This window comes from Geobacillus sp. YF-1 (genome assembly GCF_052692335.1).
The window spans coordinates 3439897-3461943 of sequence record NZ_CP199850.1; the positions used below are offsets into that span (position 1 = coordinate 3439897).

Here is a 22047-nt window from a genome sequence, read left to right on the forward strand (position 1 = left end):
GTTCGCTCCTCCTTTCCTACTCTCCGTGATGGTGGCCTTCAGACATGCCGTCATCCCGTTGATGCTCGCGACCCTTCGAATGACCGTTTTCATGGTGGCTGTTTTGCTTGGCATGGTCAATCCACTCCAAGTGGGTGTTCGAAAACGTCATCCGCCCAACAAGCCCCGGTTTTAAAATTTGCGTATATGTTTTCTCATCGAGCTTCGGTGCAGTTTGTTTCACTTCCTTCACCCATTTGCGGAAGTCAGCTCCCGTTTGCGCGACGACCTCAAACTCCATATGGGCGAACTTTTCCCCGGAAAAGTTGGCGCTCCGCCCCATGTAAGAACCGGGTTTGTCCGCTTGCAAAATCAGCTCGGTCTCCATGCCATCCATCGCGTATTTTTGGCCGCCCAATTCCGGCACCCAAAACGAGTTCATCGGCCCGACGGAAGTCAGCTTAAACTTGACCGGCACACCGGCTGGAATATGAACGTAGTTGACCGTCTCGATGTTTTCTTCCGGATAGCTGAAAATCCACTTCCAGTTTGCCGCCGTTACATGAATCGTGATCGGCTTCACTTTCTCCGTCGGCGGCTTTTCCAAGGCAAACGTCGCCTTCACCGTCGGAACAGCGAGTGCAGCGACAATCAAAATCGGAATGGCCGTCCAGACGATCTCAAGCAGCGTATTCCCTTCCTCATCCGGCGGCTCATAATCAGCGTTTTCCGGCTTTTCGCGATAACGGATCAGAAAAACGGCAAACAACGTAAAAACAACCACAATAATCAACAACATAAAACCGATCGACCACATGATCAAATCATACTGCGTGCGCGCCACCGGCCCTTGCGGATTGAGCACAGCTGTGCGCTCCACACAGCCTCCAAGAAAAAGGAAAAGCGGCACCATCAGCAACGCCCGCCATTTTGCCCGTTTCATCGCTGTCAATCCCCCTTTATCCGCTCCGATCAAACAGAGCGATTCGATGTCACTTCTTCTTTGTTTCTACCATATCAAAATTGAAAATCGTTGAAATGAACAAAAGGAAAAATTCATAAATCAGCAAAACATTTGTCACAAACTGTTCAATCATTGTTCAAGAAATCGCCACTTCTTTTCCTCTATTAGGCAACATGGGAAAGGCGGACAAACTTGAACAGCCGTTTTCCTCCCGTGCCTTATATGGGCAATTTCCCAACGCGAACAGGACAAATGCAGAGGCCGTCCAAAGCAAAACAGCCGGGTATCCTTACTGAAAGGAACCCGGCTGTCCGCCTTTCCCCATCGTATATCCTCGTTGTTCCAGCTGTTTGCGGATGCGCGGCTGCAACGTCTGCCACATCCATTGTTCATAAAGCGCCCGTTTCTCCTCAAACGACAAATAGTAGCGCTCACCGACTTGGCGGCGCGCCCGTTCCGTGACATCATAGAGCGCCAACGCGGCGGCGACGGAAATATTAAAGCTTTGCACAAACCCGTGCATCGGAATGACAAACGTTCCGTCCGCTAGGCGAAGCGCCTCTTCCGACACGCCGCGGTGCTCGTTGCCAAACAGCAGCGCCGTCGGCCGCGACAAATCGATGGCGGAGAGCGGAACCGCTCCATCGCCCAAATAGCTTGCGTACACTTGATAGCCGCGCTGTTTCAAGTCGGCGACCGCCGTTTGCACATCCGGCTTTTGATGCAACGTCAACCATTGATCGGCATAGCGCGTCACAAGCCGGTTCGGAGCAAACGGCGCCCTTCCGGCTACAATGGAAACATCTTGGACGCCAAACGCTTCCGCCGTCCGCAGCACCGCAGCCTGATTGTGCGGATCGTCAACCGCCTCCATCATCACGGTAATGTAGCGGGTGCGCTTGTTCAGCACCTCATGCATCCGCTGAAGCCGACGCGGCAAAATCATTTCCCAAACCGGGCGCGTCGATTCGGTGAGCAGCCCTTCTTTTTGGAGCTGTTCAACGATCACCTTCGCCTCCCGTTCTTCCATCTGCCTAACCTCCGCTTCTCTTTTTGTGTTTTCCATTGTACAAAAGAGGGCGCGAAGGGCGCAATTCCATTATTTTTAAATATTATTCAAACTATTTTTTAAATATCAATTAGAAACCATTGCCCGTTTACAAATAGTTATTATATCAATTAATATTTTATTGTAAGCGTTTTAATAATCATTTTTTAGAAAATGATTTTGCTATTCTTAGTTTTAAGGAGGGAAAAGAAATGGAACAAAAACAGCCGCAATTGCATCGCGGATTGGAAGAACGGCATATCTCACTGATGTCGCTCGGCGCCGCCATCGGCGTCGGCCTGTTCCTTGGCTCGGCCTCGGCGATTGAAATGGCGGGCCCGGCGATTTTACTCGCTTATGCGCTAAGCGGTGTCGTCATGTTTTTCATTATGCGCGCGCTAGGGGAAATGGCCGTTGACCATCCGGTCGCCGGCTCATTCAGCCGCTACGCTTACCAATATTTAGGCCCGCTGGCCGGCTACTTGACCGGCTGGAATTATTGGTTTTTATGGGTCGTTACGTGCATTGCGGAAATCACTGCCGTCGGCATTTACATGCAATTTTGGTTTCCAGACACGCCGCGCTGGGTGTGGGCGCTGGCGGCATTAATGGTCATGACATTGGTCAACTTTCTTGCTGTCAAAGCCTACGGGGAGTTTGAGTTTTGGTTTGCTTTCATCAAAATTGTCACGATCGTTGCCATGATTGTCATTGGTTTTGGCATGATTGCTTTTGGTATCGGCAACGGGGGCGTTGCCACCGGCATCAGCAACCTTTGGAAACATGGCGGCTTTTTCCCGCATGGAATCAGCGGCGTTTTGATGTCACTACAAATGGTGATGTTCGCCTATCTAGGCATCGAAATGATCGGCGTCACCGCCGGCGAAGTCAAAAACCCGCAAAAATCATTGACCAAAGCGATCAACAGCGTTTTTTGGCGCATCTTGATCTTCTATGTCGGCGCCCTGTTTGTCATCATGTCCATTTATCCTTGGAACGAAATCGGCGAAAAAGGGAGCCCGTTTGTGCTGACATTTGAAAAAATCGGCATTCACGCCGCGGCTGGCATCATTAACTTTGTCGTCCTAACGGCCGCCCTGTCGTCGTGCAACAGCGGCATTTTCAGCACGAGCCGAATGCTGTTTAACCTCGCCGAACAACAAGAGGCCCCACAGGCGTTTGGCCGCCTAACGAGCCGCGGCATTCCCGGCGTTGCCTTGATTGTCACCGCCGTGGCGATGCTGGTCGGCGTTTACTTGAACTATGTATCGGAAAAAGTGTTTCAATGGGTGACAAGCGTGGCGACATTTGGCGCGATTTGGACGTGGGCGATGATTTTGCTGTCGCAGCTGAAGTTCCGCAAGCAGCTCAACGCCGAACAAGTGAAGCGGCTCGCGTTCAAGCTGCCGTTTTATCCGTACAGCTCGTACGTCTCGTTGGCCTTTTTGCTCGCGGTGGTCGCCTTGATGGCATACTTCCCGGATACACGCATCGCTTTATTGGTTGGTCCGGCCTGGCTCCTTCTCTTGACAGCAGTATATTTCGCAAAAGGCATGCATCGTCGTCAGCACAGCCGTGAATCGAAAAAACAAGCCGGCTGAAAAACGAAACGCCCCCTCGAACGGCCTCCTTGGACAGACGGAGATCGTAGCGCCGACCGTTTCGCCGGCATCATTCAGAAAAACGAGACTGACCAAAACGGTTGACTGTTCTCAAAATAGTCACCACATGCCGTGCAGCAGCCGCTGTATATTAGCAATGAGAGGAAAGCTTGGTCCAAAAGGTTGACTGTCTTCAAGATAACTTCCTTGATGAACCAATTTCGTCACCATCAGAAGGATGAAAAATCCCTTTGCCGATGTTCGAATGGCAGGTATTTTCACGATAGACACAACATGTCGTGCAACAGAAGCAGTCAGCACGTATATAGCAACGAAAGAGGGTATCCCGATCCTTTTGGGACACCCTCTCCTTTTCGCTTTTCTTACACTTCGTTTGCGCGATCGACGCTTTCGTTTCCAAGACGATGAGTTGTTGCCACCGGCGGCACTTGTCGGCTTTTTCGTTCCTTTCCAATCGTTCACCGACCGATCCGATTTTCAACCTTCTTCCGGCACATCGGTCTGGTTTTCTCACTCATGCCGACCAAGTTGCTTCTTGTCGGCTCCGATGTACGCCTGACGCGGGTGATTGGGCTGATCCGGATATTGGAGACGAATTTTTCCTTCCTCTAATAGTTTCCCTAAGTAGTTGTTGCGCAGCCCGTCCGGCGTTCGCTCCAACAGCGCCGCCAGTTCTTTTAAACGAAGCGGCCGTTCATGGCATAAACGAACGATCAATTCCTCCATCACCGCTGGGGCGAGCCGCTTTTTTCGCCGCGCCAATTCCGCCATCTTCCACAACCGTTCATCAACCGCCTCTTCTTCTTCATCCATACCGCCGATGCCGATTTCGTTACTTACGAAGTCGAGCGCACTGTTTACGGAGTTGGGCGGTTTAGTTACGGGGTTGGGCGAGATATTCATGGAGTCGGCATCGCTATTTACGGAGTTTTCGGCCTTGCTTACGGAGTTAGGTCCGCTATTTACGTAGTTTAGTTCGTTATTAACGAAGTTGAGCGGTTTAGTTACGGAGTTGGGAGTGTTATTTACGAAGTTTTCATCGCGAGCCAACTCGCCTGATTCCATCCATTCTTGTTCGATCTGTTGCACAACTTCGTCTATCCCTGTTTCAATTGTGGCGCTCGTTTCTTCTGGAAACGGCAACAAGCATAGTGTCACGATCGTCCGGTCGGGAGCGGTTTGTTGCGAAATATCGACCGGAGCGGCGAGCGTCCGTCCGCAGCCGTCACTCATCCGTTTCAAACCGGAGCCGGCCCGTTTGCACACGTCGATCAGCAAAAACATTTTAAAAATATTCGGGTTGCGCAAGTTGCTCATTTGCCCAGCCATCGCCGCCTCAATCGGAATGCGAAACCGCCCGGGATTAGCAAAGCGAAACGAAGCGCCGTCCTTCTCTACGATGATGCCGCCTTCCTCCCCATAATCCGCATGGACAAGCGCGTTGACCAACGCCTCCCGCAGCACCATCCGCCCTTCTTCTGACCAAACGTGGCGCTCCGCTTCAGCGAGCACGCGAAAATAAAAATCGTAGACGTTTCCCGACCACGTTCCGTCCTGCGAGGTGAAGCGCTTCGTCCAACCGGCTTCCGCCCGCTCCGCATGCTCCCGATACTCCAAAAAGTACTGCGGGAGCACCTCGGTGATGATCCGCTCTTCACTGAACATCAACAATCCGGCGAGGGTCAACCCTTCTTTGCTGCTGTCGCGCAGTTTGCCCCACGCTCCGATTTTGTATAAAAATTCTTTTGTCTCGAGGCCGTTCCACGGATGGTCGGGCTTCACCCGCGCAAACCGCTCCCGATAGTGATTGACGGTCTCAAAGTTGAGCTCGCTTACGCTGTAATGTTCCAAAATCAGACTGTCGGCCCATGAATGGGCGCGATCATGAAACGGGTTTGTATATTTATTCACTTCTGATCTTCCTTTAACATTATTTTCGCAAAATCTTTTTTCTCTTTTCTTTCTATTGTATCATCTTTTCCCGCCGTTGCGGACGGTTGCGAAAAAAGAAACGGGTGTGGATAGGTGGAATAACGCGCCATAACCGAGAGCAAACTACCAAAAACGAGACTGTGGACAGTCAAGGAGGTTTCATCCATGTCATCTCTTCCTTCAGCTGTGGAACCATACTGGCGCGATTCCGTTCCGCTTCCGTCGTTCTCAACGCTTGACGAAGACATTTCCGTTGATGTTGCGGTGATCGGCGGCGGCATTTCCGGAATTACGACCGCTTATTTGCTCGCCACGCAAGGAGTCCGTGTCGCTCTTGTCGAGGCCGATCGATTGCTCAACGGAACAACGGGCCATACGACGGCAAAAATCACCGCTCAACACGATCTTATTTACGATGAACTGATCAGTCACTTTGGCGCGGAAAAAGCGCGCCTTTATTACGACGCTTGCATGGATGCGCTCCGCTTCATCCGCCTTACCGTCGAAAGCCGGGAAATCGATTGCGATTTTGGCGAACAAGATGCCTACGTCTATACAACGTCTTCCTCCTCTTTACCCAAACTTGTGAAAGAGTGGGAGGCGTACGAACGGCTCGGCATTGAGGGTGCTTTTGTCGATTCGATTCCTCTGCCGCTGCCAGCGACAGCGGCGGTCGTAATGAAAAAACAGGCGCAGTTCCATCCGCTTACGTATTTACTCAAGCTTGTTGAAGTCATCGTCAACGCCGGTGGCGCCATTTATGAACATACGCCCGCTGCAGACATCGAACAAGGGAAGCGGTTGGCTGTCATCACCCGAAACAAGCGGCGGATTGCGTGCGACCATGTCGCTATTTGCTCCCACTTTCCGTTTTACGATGGGGGATTTTACTTTTCGCGCATGTACGCCGAACGTTCATACGTATTGGGAGTCACGGTCGCCGAGCCGTATCCGGGCGGGATGTACTTAAGCGCCGACGATCCGAAGCGCTCCATTCGTTCCGTTGCCGCCAACGGTGAGACGCTGATTTTGATCGGGGGCGAGAACCATAAAACCGGCCAAGGTGTACCGACAATACATCATTACGAGGCGCTGTCCTCATTCGCTTCTCAGCTGTTTACGGTGAAGGACATCCGTTATCGCTGGTCAGCCCAAGACTTGACGACGCTCGATAAAGTGCCGTATATCGGCCCGATGACAGCGGACACACCGACGATTTATGTCGCGACAGGATATCGAAAATGGGGAATGACAAACGGCACCGCCGCCGGACAGCTGCTGTCCGATCTCATTCTCGGCCGCGACAACCGGTATCGCGATTTGTATTCCCCATCGCGTTTTTACGCCGACCCGAGTGTGAAACAATTTTTCACCACCAATTTAGATGTCGCCAAACACTTGTTGGCTGGGAAAATGGAGCCAGTCAGCCGCCGGCCGCAAGATTTGGCGCGCGGCGAAGGGGCCGTTGTCGCGATCAACGGAAAACGAGCTGGCGCCTACAAAGACGAGGCAGGAATGCTCCATGTCGTCGATACGACATGCACCCATATGGGCTGCGAATTGGAGTGGAACGGCGGAGATCGAACTTGGGACTGCCCATGTCACGGTTCACGCTTCTCGGTCGATGGCGCCGTCATCGAAGGTCCGGCAACGCGCCCGCTGCGCCGCATCGAATGGGACGCGACATGACAAATGGAAAGCCGATCCCGATTCACGCATGCCCTGCAGTCCAACGAGCTTACCGTTTTCATTTGCTGCTGGCGCCATTCATGGTAAGATAAAAATGGATAAAGGACGGCATCGGCATGACGTTTTCGGGAGGGATGACGCATGGATTTTGAACCGATTTTTCTCACTCCTGTATTCCAAGAACGGATTTGGGGCGGCACAAAGTTGGCCGAACGATTCGGATATGAGATTCCATCCGCGCAAACGGGGGAATGTTGGGCGGTATCGGCTCATCCGCATGGCCAGACCAAAATCGCCCGGGGATCGTTTGCCGGAATCACACTGGGACAACTTTGGGAGGAACGCCGCGACTTGTTCGGCCATTTTCCATCGGACCGTTTTCCGCTATTGACAAAAATTTTGGATGCGAACGCTGATTTATCAGTGCAAGTTCACCCGGATGACGACTACGCGAAGACACATGAGGGCGGGGAACTCGGCAAAACGGAGTGCTGGTACATCATTGACTGCAAGCCGGGGGCCGAGTTGATTTACGGCCATTATGCGGAAACGAAGGAACAGCTGCGCGCCATGATGGAGGCGGGGGAGTGGGACCGCCTGCTCCGGAAAGTGCCCATTCAGCCCGGTGACTTTTTCTATGTCCCGAGCGGCACGATCCATGCGCTCTGCGAAGGAACGCTCGTTCTCGAGACGCAACAAAGCTCCGACACAACGTACCGCGTCTATGACTACGACCGCGTCGACAGCCAAGGACGGAAACGCGAACTCCATCTGGAAAAAGCGCTGGACGTCACCACGGTTCCGCACCGCGACGCCGATGTTCGCCCCTATGTCGCCGAGTTTCCGGGGGCAACGGTGACGACCTTCGTGGAGGGGGATTACTTTGGCGTCCAAAAATGGAACATCCATGACACGTTCACGTCAGCGCAGACAAAGCCGTTTCTCATCGTCAGCATCCTCCGGGGCGAAGGCGAACTCATCCACAATGGGCGCGCTTATCCGCTTCACCACGGGGACCATTTGATTTTACCGCACCAATTTGGCCGCTTCACGATCCAAGGGACACTCGAGGCGATCGCCTCATGGCCGCGGGCAGGCAAATAAACGGGCCGTGCTCGCCGCGCCTAGCACGATCTCTCTGCTGGATAAGGAACAGGCGCTCCGTCGTTTCGCACGGGCGCCTGCTTTCTTTTTTCCCTAGTCCTCATCCTCTGCTTTGGCCAAGACGATACACCGCAGCGATGTGTCGCGCCGTCTGCACCACATACTGCTCCGCCTGCTCCAGCGCCTTGTCAAGCGGCACGACGCCAGGAACAATCGTAAACAATGCGTCAATGCCGTGATCCAACACGACATGACTGTCTTCCCCCAATGACCCGGCAATGCCGATGACTGGGACACCAAACCGTTTCGCTGTTTTCGCGACACCGATCGGCGTTTTGCCGAAAACCGTCTGTCCATCGATCCGTCCCTCGCCCGTGATCACCAAATCAGCGTCTTTGACGCGTTCTGCTAGTTGGACGGCTTCGATCACAATATCGACGCCGCGCCTCAACCGCGCCTTTAGAAACGCCAGCAATCCCGCTCCTAAGCCACCCGCCGCACCAGCGCCCGGGATGTCGCCGACCCGCCTCCCGAGTTCGCGCTCGACGACATCCGCATAATGCGCCAAATTCCGGTCGAGAACGGCGACCATGTCGGGCGTCGCCCCTTTTTGCGGGCCAAAGATGACGGACGCGCCGTTCGGCCCCGTAAGCGGATTCTCGACGTCACAAGCAACCTCAATGCAAACGTGTTCAAGGCGTGGATCCAGCCCAGAAAGGTCAATCGCATATAGATCGGCCAAAGCGCCTCCTCCCGGACCAATGTCGCGGCCGTCGCGATCCAACAGCCGTCCACCTAGCGCTTGCACCATGCCCGCTCCCCCGTCGTTCGTCGCACTGCCGCCAATGCCGATCACCAAGCGAGTCGCCCCGGCATCGAGCGCCGCACGAAGTAATTCCCCTGTTCCGCGCGTCGTCGTCAGCAGCGGATTGCGGCGATGGCGCGGAACAAGGTGGAGTCCCGAGGCGGCCGCCATTTCAATCACCGCTGTCTTTCCGTCGCCAAGCAAGCCGAAAAACGCCGGCACAGGGTCGCCTAACGGTCCTGTCACTTCGACGTTTATCAAGCGGCCATTCGTTGCGTCAACCAACGATTGTACGGTTCCTTCCCCGCCATCGGCCATCGGCACTTTCACATAGTCCGCTTCCGGAAACACGGCGCGAAACCCGCGCTCCACCGCCTCAGCGACTTCGAGCGCTGAAAGACTTTCCTTAAATGAATCAGGAGCAATGACAATTTTCACATTTTTCCCCTCCTTGGCTTTGGTGTTCATGTCAAATTTCGCGAAAAAAGTCGAAAAACAATGCCATTTTGTCTATTTTCACAATTATGTATATAGTACTATAATAGACTTAACTGCTCGTTTGTTTGTTCCAAATAAGAACATATTCATGCCTTTGGGCGCCGTCTTCACCGCCCGCTGCCGCCTGCCGCCGCTCAAACGGTGACCGGGAACGCGCTGCCATGGTGGTTGGCCATCCTTTTCTTTGGCGTTGTTTCGCCAGCACAAAAGTTGTCAGAGGTCAGATCATAGGAGAGAGTTGAGATGTTATTTCAAGCGCGACCAGTGATTTTCATCCTTTTTTTCGTTTCGATCATCATCGTTGCTGTGTCCGAGCCGCCCGTCCTTGATCGCACTTATGCCGTTGCCTTGTTGTTTTACTGGGTGTTTTCGAGCTTATATTCGCATTTGCGCGTCGTCGACAAAACGAAAAACAACATTCCGGTCGACTACGGCATCAACTATAGCCTGTCGTTCGCCTTGTTTGCCGGCCCGCTCGGACTGTTTCTGTTCGAGGTGTTGCTTCGCTTGACAGAGCATGGGACGAAAAAGTACTTGAAAACCGCGGAGCCTGATGAATGGCTGCACACGCTGTACAACATCGGCTCGTTTGTGACATTCAATTCGCTGGCATTTGCCATATACAGCTTCTTGGCTCCACTGTTTGAGACCGTTCCGTTCATCGGATTTTGGCTGCTGATCTTCCTGCTTGTTGCGACCGTTTCCTTCTTGACTGACTGTTGCTTAATCGTCATTTTCTACATAACGGGCGACATTCAAACAAGGCGCGAAGCTCTCGATTTTATTAAAACGAGAAGCTGGGCTGATATGGCTAAAACCGCGCTGACCAATGGCTTGCTGTTTCTCTTTTTGCAAGAGCAGCGCTGGGACATGCTTTTAAGCTTGTTTCTGCTCAACTATTTCGTCAGCCGCTCCTTTTTTTCCAAGTCACAAAGCATCCAGCATAAGCTCGAGCGCGACCATTTTGAAAAAATGGCTTATACCGACTTTTTGACCGGCGTCCACAACCGCGCCTTCATGGACCAAACGATTGCCAAGCTAAACGGAACAGGGGAATGGATCGGCGTTGTCGTCGCCGACATCGACAATTTTAAGAGAATTAATGACACATACAATCACGCGGTCGGCGATGAAGTCATCCGCCACTTCACCTCAATCTTGAGACGATTTTTGCAAGAAGAAGATTTTCTATTCCGCAGCGGCGGCGAGGAATTTACGATGTTTTTGCGCCATCGCACCTTTGAACAATGCATCCAACTTGTGGAAGAAATGCGAAAAGCGGTGCAACGCAGCACGGTGTTTGTCGATTATGGGACGGGCAAACAGACCGTATCGTATACATCGTCCTTTGGTCTTTACTTTTTTCGAGCCGAGGGGACGATGTCAATCGAAAAGGCGTACATTTATGCCGATCATTTATTGCTTCGCTCAAAAGAAAGCGGCAAAAACAAAGTGTCTGCCCAATGTGGGGGAGCTGCCTAGTCAGGCCGCTCCTTTTCCGTCCCCTCGCCAGCGTACCGGTCAACCGGAACAAGCGAAAAACCCGGCTATCACCCAGGGCGAACGCCGAGCTCAGCCCGCTTTGTTTACGAAGCGATCTGTCTTACTTATGGTACGGCTCCCCCCGGTTGATGCGGAAGGCGCGGTAAATTTGCTCGAGCAAAATGAGCCGCATCAGCTGATGGGGGAACGTCATTTTTGAAAACGACAGCGCCTCATCGGCACGCGCCATCACTCGTCTGCTCAAGCCGAGCGAGCCGCCGATGACGAAAGCGATGTTGCTTTGCCCGTAGGTCGCCAGCTCATCGAGATGGGCAGCAAACTGCTCGGACGATTTCATCTTCCCTGCGATAGCCAGCGCGATCACATAGGCGCTGTCAGGGATGTGAGCCAACAGCCGCTCTCCCTCTCGCTCTTTGATTCGTTCCTCTTCAAGCGGACTCGCCCGCTCGGGAGTTTTTTCGTCCGCCACCTCGATGATCTCGATTTTGGCATACGGGGATAACCGCTTTTTATATTCATTCACTCCGGCAATTAGGTAAGTCTCTTTCAACTTACCCACAGCGGCAATGCAAATATGCACAATCCATCCCCACCTTGTAAACACTTTATCAACAACATTTATCCACATATACACAATATATATCCACATATTGTGTAAAAATATTAGCTTCCTACTACATATATGGCCTTCTTCCCGCAAAACCAACACCTGTTTTCATCGTTATCCACAGGGGCCAAGTCAGGGGCTCGTTCCGTTTCATCCACATATTCATCAATGGCGGCATCGATATGTTCTTCACATGTGAATATCATCGCTTCCCCTCCTTATCGCCCGTTTATGAGCAGGAATCCGTGCCAGCCAACCGGTTCGTTCATGGAAAAGTTCCATGCGCAGCGATCTGCCCTCGACCGTGCCAGCGCGGCATTTTCACAGAAACGTTCCATGGGCGGCGCGCCCCGCCCTCCACCTAGGGATGAAAATCCGCACCAGTTCGGCGTTTTCACGGAAAGAAGGAGCAGTCTCGCTCCTTCTGCCTTGTTTACTTTAATACGATTCACGCGCCAGTTTTAAAGTAACTGTCCGTTTTTTCCCATCGCGGTAAAACGTTACATCCATCCGGTCTCCAATCGACTTTTTCGTGTACAAATACTTGCGCAGATCGAGCACGTTGCGAATCTTCTCGCCGTCAAGCGCCACAATGACGTCGAATTGCTGCAAGCCGGCTTGGGCCGCTGGCGACATCGGCACGACTTGAATGACGGCGGCACCTTCGGTTACGTTTGCCGGCAAATGAAGCGTCGCTTGCCAATGATATGACGGAATGTCGCTTAACGAGCGAAGTTCCACGCCCATATATGGGCGGCGCACTTGACCATATCGCTCCAAATCGGAAATGATCGGGATGGCGGCATTGATCGGGATGGCAAATCCGATGCCCTCGACGGCCTCTTGGGCGATTTTCATGGAATTAATGCCGATGACTTGCCCTTTAATATTCACAAGGGCGCCGCCGCTGTTGCCCGGGTTGATGGCCGCATCGGTCTGCAATACTTCGGCATTCCAGTCGGGATTGCCGTCTTGGTCCAAATCCACTTCCACCGTCCGGTTCGTTCCGGAGATGATGCCTTGCGTCACTGAGCCTGCAAACTGCAAACCGAGCGGATTGCCGATGGCGATGACCGGCTCTCCCGGCTTCACGGCGTCAGAGTTGCCGAACTGGGCGACTTTTTTCACATGTTTCGCCTCAATTTCCAGCACGGCCAAATCCATCAGTACATCGCTCCCGAGCAGCTTCGCCGGCACCCTCGTTCCGTCCTTCAAGCTGACTTCCAGCTGGCTTGCATTTTCAACGACATGATGGTTTGTGACGATAAACGCCCTTCCTCCCGCCTTTTTGTAAATGACCCCCGATCCAACGCCGGTTTCTTCACCTTGTGACCAGAAGCCTGCCGCTTGAATATTGACAACGCCAACAACGGCATCCGACACTTGAGCGATGGCTTTCGTGACCGCTGTGGTCACATCAACAGAAACGCTTTGCTGGATGGGAGGGGTGCCATTGTCCCCTGCCCGCTCTTCTCCGCCAGCTTGCTCGGAAGGGGCAACATCGTATGGGAGAATGTCCCAACGGGAAAGCGCTGGAATCGAAAGGAGCACGAGCCCGCCTCCCAGTATGGCGCCGACGAACGCCGAGGCAAACGAGCCGCCGCGCCTTGTTCGTCTCGTTTGACCGTGCGATTCATAATGATCATCGTAATATCCCATGCCCATCACCACCTTTTTCTATATTTCTCTCCATCCCTCATTATAATCATGAACAGAGAAAAAAATCCAATCGTTGCCCGTTGCGCAGCCAAAGTCGCACCGCCATTAGACGCAAGCGAGCGCGGTCGCCTGATGCGGATCGGTATCGTACAGATGAAAGCGGCCGCCGACCGCGAGGCCTTTTTGTTCCAGTGTTTGCGCTACGGTCATGCGCGCCAGCTCCTTCATATTGTTGTCTTGGCTCAGATGGGCCAAATAAATTTGCTTCGTCCGGTCGCCGATCACATCGGCCAGCGCCAAGCCCGCCTCCTCGTTCGAAATGTGGCCGACATCGCTTAAAATGCGGCGCTTGACGTTCCACGGATACCTTCCCATTCGCAACATGCCGATGTCATGGTTGCTTTCAAACACGAACACATCGGCGTTCTCCACTGTCTTTTTCATCCGCTCGCTCACATAACCGGTGTCGGTGAGCAAGGCGAGTTTTTTTCCACCGCAATGGAAGACGTAAAACATTGGCTCGGCAGCGTCGTGGGAAACACCGAATGATTCTACATCAAGATCGCCGAACGTCTTTACCGCGCCGAGCGGAAAAACGAACTTTTGTTCACTCGGGATTTCCCCAACCGCCGCCTCCATCGCTCGCCATGTTTTTTCATTGGCAAAGATCGGCAAGCGATATTTGCGCGCTAAGACGCCAAGCCCCTTAATGTGATCGCTATGTTCATGGGTGACAAGAAGCGCATGCAGTTCGCTTGGGTGGCGGCCGATTTGCGCAAACAGCGCCTCCAGTTGTTTGCCGCTCAAACCGGCATCGACAAGCAGACGCTGGCGATCCGTTTCCACATAAAAGGCGTTGCCGGTGCTGCCGCTGGCCAGTACGCTAAATCGCATCGTCATGTTCGTTTTCACTCCAAAACATTTCCTTGGTCATTGATGACTTGTCCTTCAAAGGCGTTGACGAAATAATCTTCCTTGCGATTGACAACAATATGCCATGTCGGTGTCAATACTTGAGAGGCGGTGAATTGGACAAGTCCGTAATAGCCGAGTTCGACCTTAGTGACGCGGTCCCCCGGCTGCAAATACCCTTTTCGATACAGCGTTTCAAGCGCCTTGATCGCCGGGACGATGTCTTGTTTTCGTTCATATTTTTCCAAGTCGTCCAACATCGTCTGTTCATAGGACAATGCTTCCTGTTCTTTGTTTACATGGATGACCAGCTTGCTGTTTTCGTTGCCATAAATCATTTTGCCGTCGTACACTTGATAGCAGATAACTGTCCCTTCATTTTCATTGAACGACCAAAAGGCATACTGTCCCCCGTTGACCATGTAATGCTGCAAAAACTCGCGCAGTCGATACGGGTCATCGACCGGCAAAACAAGCGGACGGGAAAATGTTCCTTTGATTTTCGTTTTTCCTTCGATTTTCACTTTTTGGCTCGGCAACTTTTTCACATCGGCCTCGGTGAATTGACGACTTTTGCCGCTGACATACGCCGCCTTCGTCACTTCTTTTGGCAGCTCGACATACGTAATGCCATTGGCCTCAAGCTGCTCTTCAATCGTTGTTTCTAAAATGACGTCCAGCTGGCTGCTACTTCGTTTTTCCATAAATTGATAGCCTAAAAAGCAGTCGAGAACGAGGAAGACGATGATAAAAATGGTCTTCGTTTTACTCCAATCCATGCGCTTCCCCTCCTCGTTCCGTTCCGCTCGGTGCCACCTTTTTCCACGTTTGCCCGTATAAATAAAACCATGCCGGTTCAAGGCGGATCACTTTTTCCCGATCGGGATCTTTCACGAGCTCATAGCCGATGACAATATTTTTGATCAGCGACCGGCGGACGCCTTTCATTTGTTCGAGCTGTTTGACGGCTTCGCGGCCGGACGGCAGCGTTTTCGGCGTGCGGCTACGGTCAACGATTTCTAAGCGAAAGAGCGGGCGTTGATACTTCATTAAGTCGCTCGCCCCCCACGTTTCCACAATTTCAGACATGCCATAATCGTTAAAGACCGGATAGCCGTTGACAACGAGCCGGAACACGACTTTCCGATCTTCTTCGTTCCAGCGGGCGAAATGGTACAGATCCGTCCAACCGCCATGTTCGTTGACAAAATCGATGCTTTTTTGAATGAGATGGGTTTCCGGCTCTGTCTGTCCGCTGTTTAAGACGCGCGCCGCCGGATTGACGTATAAAAGCATGCGTTGCAGAAAATCGACATCCATCAGCCTTGATCCGTCCGTATACTCTTCACCGAACGGAATGAGATCTTTTTTGACGAAGCTGGGGTCGCTAAACAGCGCCTCTTTAAACTTATCAGCGTCCAGCTCATCTGTGTAATATTGCAGGCTGTTTAACGTCACTTCGTTTTCCGGCAAATAAAGTTGCTTCATTTCACTGATCGGGTAGGCGAAATACCGAGGAAAACGGTTCGCCTCCCTCGCCAGCCGGTTGATGACGGATAGCGAAGCGTCGGTGGCGGTCGCCCGGTAAATTTTCCGCTTGTCGGTCGCGATAAAGTATACAGGAAACTCGTCCTTTCCGCCAAGCGGAACAACGAGACGATCAAACGCCAATCCTTCCGTTTTTTTGTCTTCAATCGTAAAAATCAAGCGGTAAATATCCATCGGCACTTCGTCGGGATAAATGACTTCCAGCCGCTCCTTGCCGCTTAAAAACGATAAAAACTTCCCTTGTGGGACAGAAGAAGAAATATCTTCGAAGTCATCAAGCGACCATTTTTTGATCTCTTTTAGCGCCTCATTTTTTTCCTCTTCTTTCACGACCGCATAGTGGATCCCGTTTTTATGAATCAGCACTTGTTCCGGCTGCACAACCATTGCCGTGTCCACTTGCGTATTGCTTACGGAGACGTGTTGAATGTATTCATCGCTGCTTTGCAACACGTCATATTTCGGGTGGTATGTCCATAAAGCAAACGTCAGCATCACGCTGATGAATACGAGCGCCGTCAACACGATGGTTTTGATCGTCTCATACATCGTCCCAGTCATCCTTTTGTTCTCGTTCTACCGGCAGCGTAAAATAAATCGTCGTTCCTTTATGCTCTTTGCTTTCCGCCCAAATCGTCCCGCCATGGGCAAGCACCACTTCCTTGGCAATGGCCAGCCCGAGGCCGGTCCCACCCAGTTTGCGCGACCGCGCCTTATCAACGCGGTAAAAACGTTCAAATATTTTGCCTAAGTCAGCCTTCGGAATGCCGACCCCTTCGTCGCTAACGCTGACGATGATTTCATCAGCTAGCTGGCGCACGCGGAACGTAATCGTCCCGCCTTGGGGAGAGTATTTCAACGCGTTGGAAATGATGTTGTCCAACACTTGCGTAATTTTGTCCTCATCCACTTCAATAAAAATCGCCTCACGGGGAATTTTGCGGACGAACCGGATGTTGTCGCTTTTCGTCAGCTCAAACCGGTCAATAACTTTATGAAAATAGGCTGAAAAATTGATCCACGTTTTCTTGAGCTTGTAGTCTTTGCTGTCGAGCTTGGACAGATGAAGCAAATCGTTGACGAGCCGGATCATCCGCTCGGTTTCATTTTGCACGACTTGAATGAACCTTGGCGCGATGTCTTTATCTTGCCAAGCGCCGTCGGCGAGCGCTTCTAAGTAGCTTTTCATTGTGGTAAGCGGCGTCCGCAATTCATGCGACACGTTGGCGACAAACTGCCGTCGCTCGCGGTCGATTTTTTCCTGTTCGGTAATGTCGTGCAAAACGACGATCAATCCGTTGACAAATCCGCCCTCTTTTTGAATCACTGACAACGACGCGCGCAAAATGTACAGTTCCTCATCCGTGCTGAAATCTAAAATGAGCGAATCGCGCTCCTCTAGCAGCGTTTCAAACGTATACTGGTCGGCAAGGCCGAGCACGTCGACGATCGAACTCGACAGCACTGTTTCACGTGAAACATTCAAAATGTTTAACGCTGCATCGTTAATGAGAATGACGCGCCCCCGACGGTCGGTCGCGATCACGCCATCGGTCATATGCGTCAACACCGACTCGAGCTTGCGCCGCTCCCCTTCGGTGGTCGCCTGCGCCTCTTGCAATTTTTTCGTCAAATTGTTGAACGTCATCGCCAATTGGCCGATCTCATCGTAGCCGTACACTTTGACCTTGCGGGAGAAGTCTCCTCTTGTCATCGCCAATGCTTGCCGGCGCATATCGGAAATCGGGCGAGTGATCGTGCGCGACAAAAAAATGCCGAGCACGGCGGTAATGGCGAGAGCGATCCCCGTTCCGGTCGCCAAAATCATATTGATTTGCCGCATTTGCGAAAAAACGTTTTCCATCGAAGCGATGACGTAAATAACGCCCTTAATTTCCCCGCTCGTTTTGATCGGTGTCGAGGAAATATACATGCGATGGCCCGTCTTTTGATCGAGCATCATTTGATCAACCATTTCTCCCGTGACAAGCGAGCGTTTGATGTAAATTTGCGTTGTCCGCTTTCCGACGATGTTTTGCGTATATGGGTTGGACGTCGCCAGCACTTTTCCTTTGTCATCAATCACTTGTACTTCGGAAATGTCTTGAGAAACGAAGTCATGAAGAAGCGAGCGGATGTCTTCTTCTAATGTCGGGCTCTTCTCATCCCGCTCCCGATTCATCGCCTGCTCGATATTATAAGCGAGCAGCGTCACCCGCTCATTCAACGAGTTTTTAAAGTTTTGCACGAGTTCGGTTTCCAATTTGCGGACGAAGTAGACGCCGATAATTTGCATGGCGACGAGAATCAACAGCACATAAATGATGACAAACTTAAAATGAATGGAACGAAACGGCCCTACTTTTTTCATGTTCGTTCATGACTCCTGTTCCGGGTTGCGCAAATAGTAACCGACCCCGCGGCGGGTGACGATCCAATTCGGATGGGATGGATTGTCTTCAATTTTTTCCCGCAACCGCCTTACCGTCACATCGACCGTGCGCACATCGCCGTAATAGTCGTAACCCCAGACCGTTTGCAGCAGATGTTCGCGCGTCATGACTTGTCCAATGTGTCTGGCTAAATAGTGGAGAAGCTCAAATTCGCGATGGGTCAGTTCGATCGTTTCGCCCCGCTTCTGTACGACATAGGCGTCCGGGCGAATGACGAGCGGGCCGATGGCAATTTCATTCGTTTCGCTTCCCTCTCCTTCTTGCGCGGCTGTTTGCGCATGACGGCGCAAGTTCGCCTTCACCCGCGCGAGGAGCTCGCGTGTGCTGAACGGCTTGGTCACATAATCGTCCGCGCCGAGCTCCAACCCGAGCACTTTATCAATCTCGGAATCTTTCGCCGTCAGTATAATAATCGGCATGTCGTATTTTTTCCGCACTTCGCGACAAACTTCCATGCCGTCTTTTAACGGCAGCATAATATCCAATAAAATCAAGTCCGGCATCGTTTCTTCGACTTTTTGCAGCGCCTCTTCGCCGTCGTAGGCGCAAATGACTTCATATCCTTCTTTTTGCAAGTTAAATTGCAAAATATCGGCAATCGGTTTTTCATCGTCGACGACTAAAATGCGTTTTTCCATCTCGCACACATCCTTCCTTTTGCGATGGAATGCTATCATTACTAATTTACCATGTTATGACCATGAAATCATCCGTTGCCGGCTGCCATTTTGAGGAGTCGAGCGAAATTGCGCTGTCGTTTTGCCGCCCAATGACGAAACAGGCATAGACGCCATGCATCTATGCCTGTTTTTCCTATGGTCTGCTGCCGCTGTTTACGCGTAGACGCTGCGAACGACATTCGTTTGCGAGCGATCCGGACCGACGGAGAAAATCGAAAGCGGAATGCCGGTGAGCTGGGAAATGCGCTCGACGTAATGGCGGGCGTTCGCCGGCAGTTCATCAAGGCTTTTCACGCCGGTAATATCCTCTGTCCAACCAGGCAGCTCCTCATAAATTGGTTCGCATTCGGCCAACACTTTTAAGCTTGCAGGAAACTCTTCAAGCACTTGGCCGCGGTAACGATAGGCAACGCAAATTTTCAACGTTTCGATGCCGGTCAACACGTCGATCGAGTTGAGCGACAAGTCGGTAATGCCGCTCACCCGGCGGGCATGGCGGACGACGACGCTGTCAAACCAGCCGACGCGGCGCGGCCGACCGGTCGTCGTCCCGTACTCGCGGCCGACTTCGCGAATGCGATCGCCGATTTCATCATGCAATTCCGTCGGAAACGGCCCATCGCCGACGCGCGTCGTGTACGCTTTTGCCACTCCAACGACATGTTTGATCTTCGTCGGGCCGACGCCGGCACCGATCGTCACCCCGCCGGCGACCGGGTTCGACGATGTGACAAACGGATAGGTGCCTTGGTCGATATCGAGCATGACACCTTGCGCCCCTTCAAACAAGACGCGGCGCCCTTCATCCAAGGCGTTGTTCAATACGACCGAGGTATCGCAGACGTACGTAGCGATTTGTTGGCCGTACTCGTAGTATTGTTCGAAAATGTCTTCCAGCCGGAAGCCTTCCACTCCGTATACCTTTTCAAACAGCACGTTTTTCTCTTCCAAATTGCGAGCCAACTTTTCGGCAAACACCTCGCGGTCAAGCAAGTCAACGATGCGGATGCCAACCCGGGCCGCTTTGTCCATGTATGCCGGCCCGATTCCTTTTTTCGTCGTGCCGATTTTGTTCGCACCTTTCCGCTCTTCTTCCAGCTCGTCCAGCTTCAAGTGGTACGGCAAAATGACGTGGGCGCGGTTGCTGATGCGCAAGTTGTCGGTCGCAACGCCGCGCTCGTGCAAGTACGAAAGCTCGGCGACGAGCGCCTTCGGGTCGACGACCATCCCGTTGCCGATGACGCAAATTTTATCTTTATAGAAAATGCCCGATGGGATCAAATGCAGCTTATACTTCTCTCCATTGAACACGATCGTGTGCCCGGCGTTGTTTCCCCCTTGGTATCGGGCAATGACCTCTGCGTTTTCCGATAAAAAATCCGTAATTTTTCCTTTCCCTTCATCGCCCCATTGCGTGCCGACAACAACGACTGACGACATGGCGAGCACCTCCAGTTTTCCTCGGTCTGAACATTGTCAGTGTATCAGTTTTCAGCCGCAAAGTCAATGAAACACGAACATTCAAAACATCCTTATCTTGTTTTATTCGTCAATGATTCACTGGAGGCATCGACAAGGCGACGTTGCGCAGGCACGGCAGAATCAGAGGCAACCGCCGGTTGCACACCGTTACGCTCCGGGCGGAATGTGCGCCTCATCGAAGCGGCGTTCTAAGTTGACAAATTTGTTGTACTCTTTAATAAAGGCGAGCTGCACGGTCCCAACCGGACCGTTCCGCTGTTTGGCGATGATGATTTCAATGATGTTTTTATGCTCTGAATCTTTGTTATAGTAGTCGTCGCGATACAAAAAGGCGACAATATCCGCATCCTGCTCAATGCTTCCCGATTCGCGAATATCGGACATCATCGGCCGCTTATCTTGGCGCTGCTCTACGCTCCGCGACAGCTGCGACAAGGCGATGATCGGCACCTCAAGTTCACGGGCGAGCGCCTTTAACGAACGGGAAATTTCCGATACTTCCTGTTGGCGATTTTCCCGATTGCGTCCGCTTCCTTGAATGAGCTGCAAATAGTCAATGACAATCATGCCAAGGCCGCTTTCTTGTTTCAGTCGACGGCATTTGGCGCGAATGTCGCTGACGCGGATGCTCGGCGTATCGTCGATGTAAATGCCGGCATTGGATAAGCTGCCCATCGCCATCGTCAACTTGCCCCAATCTTCCGGCGTCAGCTTGCCCGTGCGCAAGCTTTGTGCGTTGATGTTGCCTTCGGCGCAAAGCATCCGCATCACAAGCTGCTGGGCGCTCATTTCCAAGCTGAAAATCGCCACGTTTTCGTTTGTTTTCGTTGCGACATTTTGCGCGATATTCAAGGCAAACGCGGTTTTTCCAACTGACGGCCGGGCAGCGACGATAATCAAATCGCTGCGCTGAAAACCGGACGTCATCCGGTCCAGTTCGGTAAACCCCGTCGGGATGCCGGTGATATCCCCGTTCCGATTGTGGAGCATTTCAATATTGTCATAGGTCTGAACGAGAATATCGCGAATCGTTTTAAAACCACCGGAATGTTTCCGTTGGGAAACTTCCATAATTTTTCGTTCCGCCTCGTCGAGCAGGATGTCAATCTCATCTTCGCGGGTGTATCCGTCTTGGGCGATCGATGTCGCCGTGCGGATGAGGCGGCGAAGCACCGATTTCTCTTCAACAATGCGGGCGTAATATTCGACGTTGGCCGCCGTCGGCACCGAATCCGCCAGCTCGCTTAAATACGAAACGCCACCCACTTCCTCAAGCTGCTCGGAGGCGGCGAGTTCCGCCGTCACCGTCACTAAATCAACCGGCTCGCCTTTATCGGCCACCCGGAGCATGGCATGAAAAATTTTTTGGTGTGCCACACGGTAAAAATCTTCGGGAATCAGTCGTTCGGAGGCGAGCGTCAGTGCGGTAGGATCCAAAAATACGGCGCCAAGCACAGCCTGCTCGGCTTCGATGCTTTGCGGAGGAATTCGTTCGGAAAACAGTTCGCTCATCGGTTTCACCACCTTTTCCCCCGTGTTTTTCATTCCACGCCAAACCTTTA

Annotated in this window: 19 protein-coding genes; 4 read left to right on the forward strand and 15 right to left on the reverse strand. The window is 52.2% G+C overall.

Features of this window, described 5'->3' with window-relative positions; translation table 11 throughout:
- Positions 1–16: 16 nt before the first annotated feature.
- Entirely contained in the window at positions 17–922 is a 906-nt protein-coding gene (qoxA, locus tag ACTVIM_RS17025) for a cytochrome aa3 quinol oxidase subunit II (RefSeq protein WP_033017973.1), read from the reverse strand.
- Between the two features lie 310 nt (positions 923–1232).
- Entirely contained in the window at positions 1233–1973 is a 741-nt protein-coding gene (locus tag ACTVIM_RS17030; protein WP_033017972.1) for a TrmH family RNA methyltransferase, read from the reverse strand.
- Positions 1974–2203: 230 nt separating this feature from the next.
- Here ACTVIM_RS17030 and ACTVIM_RS17035 point away from each other — a divergent pair, with 230 nt between their 5' ends.
- On the forward strand, positions 2204–3592 hold the full coding sequence (locus tag ACTVIM_RS17035; protein ID WP_445613290.1) for an amino acid permease: 1389 nt from the start codon (positions 2204–2206) through the stop codon (positions 3590–3592).
- Positions 3593–4123: 531 nt separating this feature from the next.
- Here ACTVIM_RS17035 and ACTVIM_RS17040 read toward each other — a convergent pair.
- Positions 4124–5524, reverse strand: coding sequence for a transcriptional regulator (locus ACTVIM_RS17040; RefSeq protein WP_445613291.1), 1401 nt, complete (start codon positions 5522–5524; stop codon positions 4124–4126).
- On the reverse strand, positions 5521–5712 hold the full coding sequence (locus tag ACTVIM_RS17045; protein WP_445613292.1) for a hypothetical protein: 192 nt from the start codon (positions 5710–5712) through the stop codon (positions 5521–5523). Before ACTVIM_RS17045 ends, ACTVIM_RS17040 begins: the two co-directional genes overlap by 4 nt.
- Between ACTVIM_RS17045 and ACTVIM_RS17050 the strand changes: the two genes are divergently transcribed.
- Together ACTVIM_RS17050 and manA are read left to right on the forward strand one after the other, a co-directional pair.
- Positions 5711–7234 carry an FAD-dependent oxidoreductase gene (locus ACTVIM_RS17050; protein WP_445613293.1) on the forward strand — a complete coding sequence of 508 codons (1524 nt, stop codon included), beginning with the start codon at positions 5711–5713 and terminating at the stop codon, positions 7232–7234. The two genes, ACTVIM_RS17045 and ACTVIM_RS17050, sit on opposite strands and share 2 nt — an antisense overlap.
- 141 nt (positions 7235–7375) lie before the next feature.
- Positions 7376–8338, forward strand: a complete 963-nt coding sequence (gene manA, locus ACTVIM_RS17055) for a mannose-6-phosphate isomerase, class I (protein ID WP_033017892.1) — start codon at positions 7376–7378, stop codon at positions 8336–8338.
- Positions 8339–8438: 100 nt separating this feature from the next.
- Here manA and ACTVIM_RS17060 read toward each other — a convergent pair whose 3' ends face one another.
- A complete protein-coding gene (locus ACTVIM_RS17060) occupies positions 8439–9581 on the reverse strand; it encodes a glycerate kinase (RefSeq protein ID WP_445613294.1) in 1143 nt (380 codons plus the stop codon).
- A gap of 303 nt (positions 9582–9884) precedes the next feature.
- Here ACTVIM_RS17060 and ACTVIM_RS17065 point away from each other — a divergent pair, with 303 nt between their 5' ends.
- Positions 9885–11123 carry a GGDEF domain-containing protein gene (locus tag ACTVIM_RS17065; protein WP_445613295.1) on the forward strand — a complete coding sequence of 413 codons (1239 nt, stop codon included), beginning with the start codon at positions 9885–9887 and terminating at the stop codon, positions 11121–11123.
- A 121-nt stretch (positions 11124–11244) separates the two neighbouring features.
- Here the strand turns inward: ACTVIM_RS17065 and rlmH are convergent, their stop codons facing one another.
- The 10 genes from rlmH to dnaB all read right to left on the reverse strand — a co-directional run bounded on the left by rlmH (position 11245) and on the right by dnaB (position 21997).
- Positions 11245–11724, reverse strand: a complete 480-nt coding sequence (rlmH, locus tag ACTVIM_RS17070) for a 23S rRNA (pseudouridine(1915)-N(3))-methyltransferase RlmH (RefSeq protein ID WP_445613296.1) — start codon at positions 11722–11724, stop codon at positions 11245–11247.
- An 83-nt stretch (positions 11725–11807) separates the two neighbouring features.
- Positions 11808–11957 carry a CxxH/CxxC protein gene (locus tag ACTVIM_RS17075; RefSeq protein ID WP_081897153.1) on the reverse strand — a complete coding sequence of 50 codons (150 nt, stop codon included), beginning with the start codon at positions 11955–11957 and terminating at the stop codon, positions 11808–11810.
- 232 nt (positions 11958–12189) lie between these two features.
- The gene (locus ACTVIM_RS17080; protein WP_445613297.1) at positions 12190–13410 is read right to left on the reverse strand and encodes a S1C family serine protease; all 1221 of its coding nucleotides are present in this window, start codon (positions 13408–13410) and stop codon (positions 12190–12192) included.
- Positions 13411–13515: 105 nt separating this feature from the next.
- Entirely contained in the window at positions 13516–14310 is a 795-nt protein-coding gene (locus ACTVIM_RS17085; protein ID WP_445613298.1) for an MBL fold metallo-hydrolase, read from the reverse strand.
- An 8-nt stretch (positions 14311–14318) separates the two neighbouring features.
- On the reverse strand, positions 14319–15101 hold the full coding sequence (locus ACTVIM_RS17090) for a two-component system regulatory protein YycI (RefSeq protein WP_445613299.1): 783 nt from the start codon (positions 15099–15101) through the stop codon (positions 14319–14321).
- Positions 15088–16419 carry a YycH family regulatory protein gene (locus tag ACTVIM_RS17095; RefSeq protein ID WP_445614382.1) on the reverse strand — a complete coding sequence of 444 codons (1332 nt, stop codon included), beginning with the start codon at positions 16417–16419 and terminating at the stop codon, positions 15088–15090. The genes ACTVIM_RS17090 and ACTVIM_RS17095 overlap by 14 nt, the downstream gene beginning before the upstream one ends.
- Positions 16412–18241, reverse strand: a complete 1830-nt coding sequence (walK, locus tag ACTVIM_RS17100; RefSeq protein WP_445613300.1) for a cell wall metabolism sensor histidine kinase WalK — start codon at positions 18239–18241, stop codon at positions 16412–16414. The genes ACTVIM_RS17095 and walK overlap by 8 nt, the downstream gene beginning before the upstream one ends.
- 6 nt (positions 18242–18247) lie before the next feature.
- On the reverse strand, positions 18248–18961 hold the full coding sequence (gene yycF, locus ACTVIM_RS17105) for a response regulator YycF (protein WP_445613301.1): 714 nt from the start codon (positions 18959–18961) through the stop codon (positions 18248–18250).
- A 195-nt stretch (positions 18962–19156) separates the two neighbouring features.
- A complete protein-coding gene (locus ACTVIM_RS17110; RefSeq protein ID WP_033017903.1) occupies positions 19157–20443 on the reverse strand; it encodes an adenylosuccinate synthase in 1287 nt (428 codons plus the stop codon).
- Between the two features lie 189 nt (positions 20444–20632).
- A complete protein-coding gene (gene dnaB, locus ACTVIM_RS17115; RefSeq protein ID WP_033017901.1) occupies positions 20633–21997 on the reverse strand; it encodes a replicative DNA helicase in 1365 nt (454 codons plus the stop codon).
- Between the last annotated feature and the right edge of the window lie 50 nt (positions 21998–22047).

What these genes read in the sequence shown, in the direction of transcription:
- qoxA (WP_033017973.1), bottom strand. Translation starts at nt 922, where the DNA reads ATGAAACGGGCAAAATGGCGGGCGTTGCTGATGGTGCCGCTTTTCCTT.
- ACTVIM_RS17075 (WP_081897153.1), bottom strand. Translation starts at nt 11,957, where the DNA reads ATGATATTCACATGTGAAGAACATATCGATGCCGCCATTGATGAATAT.
- ACTVIM_RS17110 (WP_033017903.1), bottom strand. Translation starts at nt 20,443, where the DNA reads ATGTCGTCAGTCGTTGTTGTCGGCACGCAATGGGGCGATGAAGGGAAA.
- yycF (WP_445613301.1), bottom strand. Translation starts at nt 18,961, where the DNA reads ATGGAAAAACGCATTTTAGTCGTCGACGATGAAAAACCGATTGCCGAT.
- ACTVIM_RS17065 (WP_445613295.1), top strand. Translation starts at nt 9,885, where the DNA reads ATGTTATTTCAAGCGCGACCAGTGATTTTCATCCTTTTTTTCGTTTCG.
- ACTVIM_RS17095 (WP_445614382.1), bottom strand. Translation starts at nt 16,419, where the DNA reads ATGTATGAGACGATCAAAACCATCGTGTTGACGGCGCTCGTATTCATC.
- ACTVIM_RS17030 (WP_033017972.1), bottom strand. Translation starts at nt 1,973, where the DNA reads ATGGAAGAACGGGAGGCGAAGGTGATCGTTGAACAGCTCCAAAAAGAA.
- dnaB (WP_033017901.1), bottom strand. Translation starts at nt 21,997, where the DNA reads ATGAGCGAACTGTTTTCCGAACGAATTCCTCCGCAAAGCATCGAAGCC.
- ACTVIM_RS17090 (WP_445613299.1), bottom strand. Translation starts at nt 15,101, where the DNA reads ATGGATTGGAGTAAAACGAAGACCATTTTTATCATCGTCTTCCTCGTT.
- ACTVIM_RS17035 (WP_445613290.1), top strand. Translation starts at nt 2,204, where the DNA reads ATGGAACAAAAACAGCCGCAATTGCATCGCGGATTGGAAGAACGGCAT.
- ACTVIM_RS17045 (WP_445613292.1), bottom strand. Translation starts at nt 5,712, where the DNA reads ATGGATGAAACCTCCTTGACTGTCCACAGTCTCGTTTTTGGTAGTTTG.
- walK (WP_445613300.1), bottom strand. Translation starts at nt 18,241, where the DNA reads ATGAAAAAAGTAGGGCCGTTTCGTTCCATTCATTTTAAGTTTGTCATC.
- ACTVIM_RS17085 (WP_445613298.1), bottom strand. Translation starts at nt 14,310, where the DNA reads ATGACGATGCGATTTAGCGTACTGGCCAGCGGCAGCACCGGCAACGCC.
- ACTVIM_RS17080 (WP_445613297.1), bottom strand. Translation starts at nt 13,410, where the DNA reads ATGGGATATTACGATGATCATTATGAATCGCACGGTCAAACGAGACGA.
- manA (WP_033017892.1), top strand. Translation starts at nt 7,376, where the DNA reads ATGGATTTTGAACCGATTTTTCTCACTCCTGTATTCCAAGAACGGATT.
- ACTVIM_RS17050 (WP_445613293.1), top strand. Translation starts at nt 5,711, where the DNA reads ATGTCATCTCTTCCTTCAGCTGTGGAACCATACTGGCGCGATTCCGTT.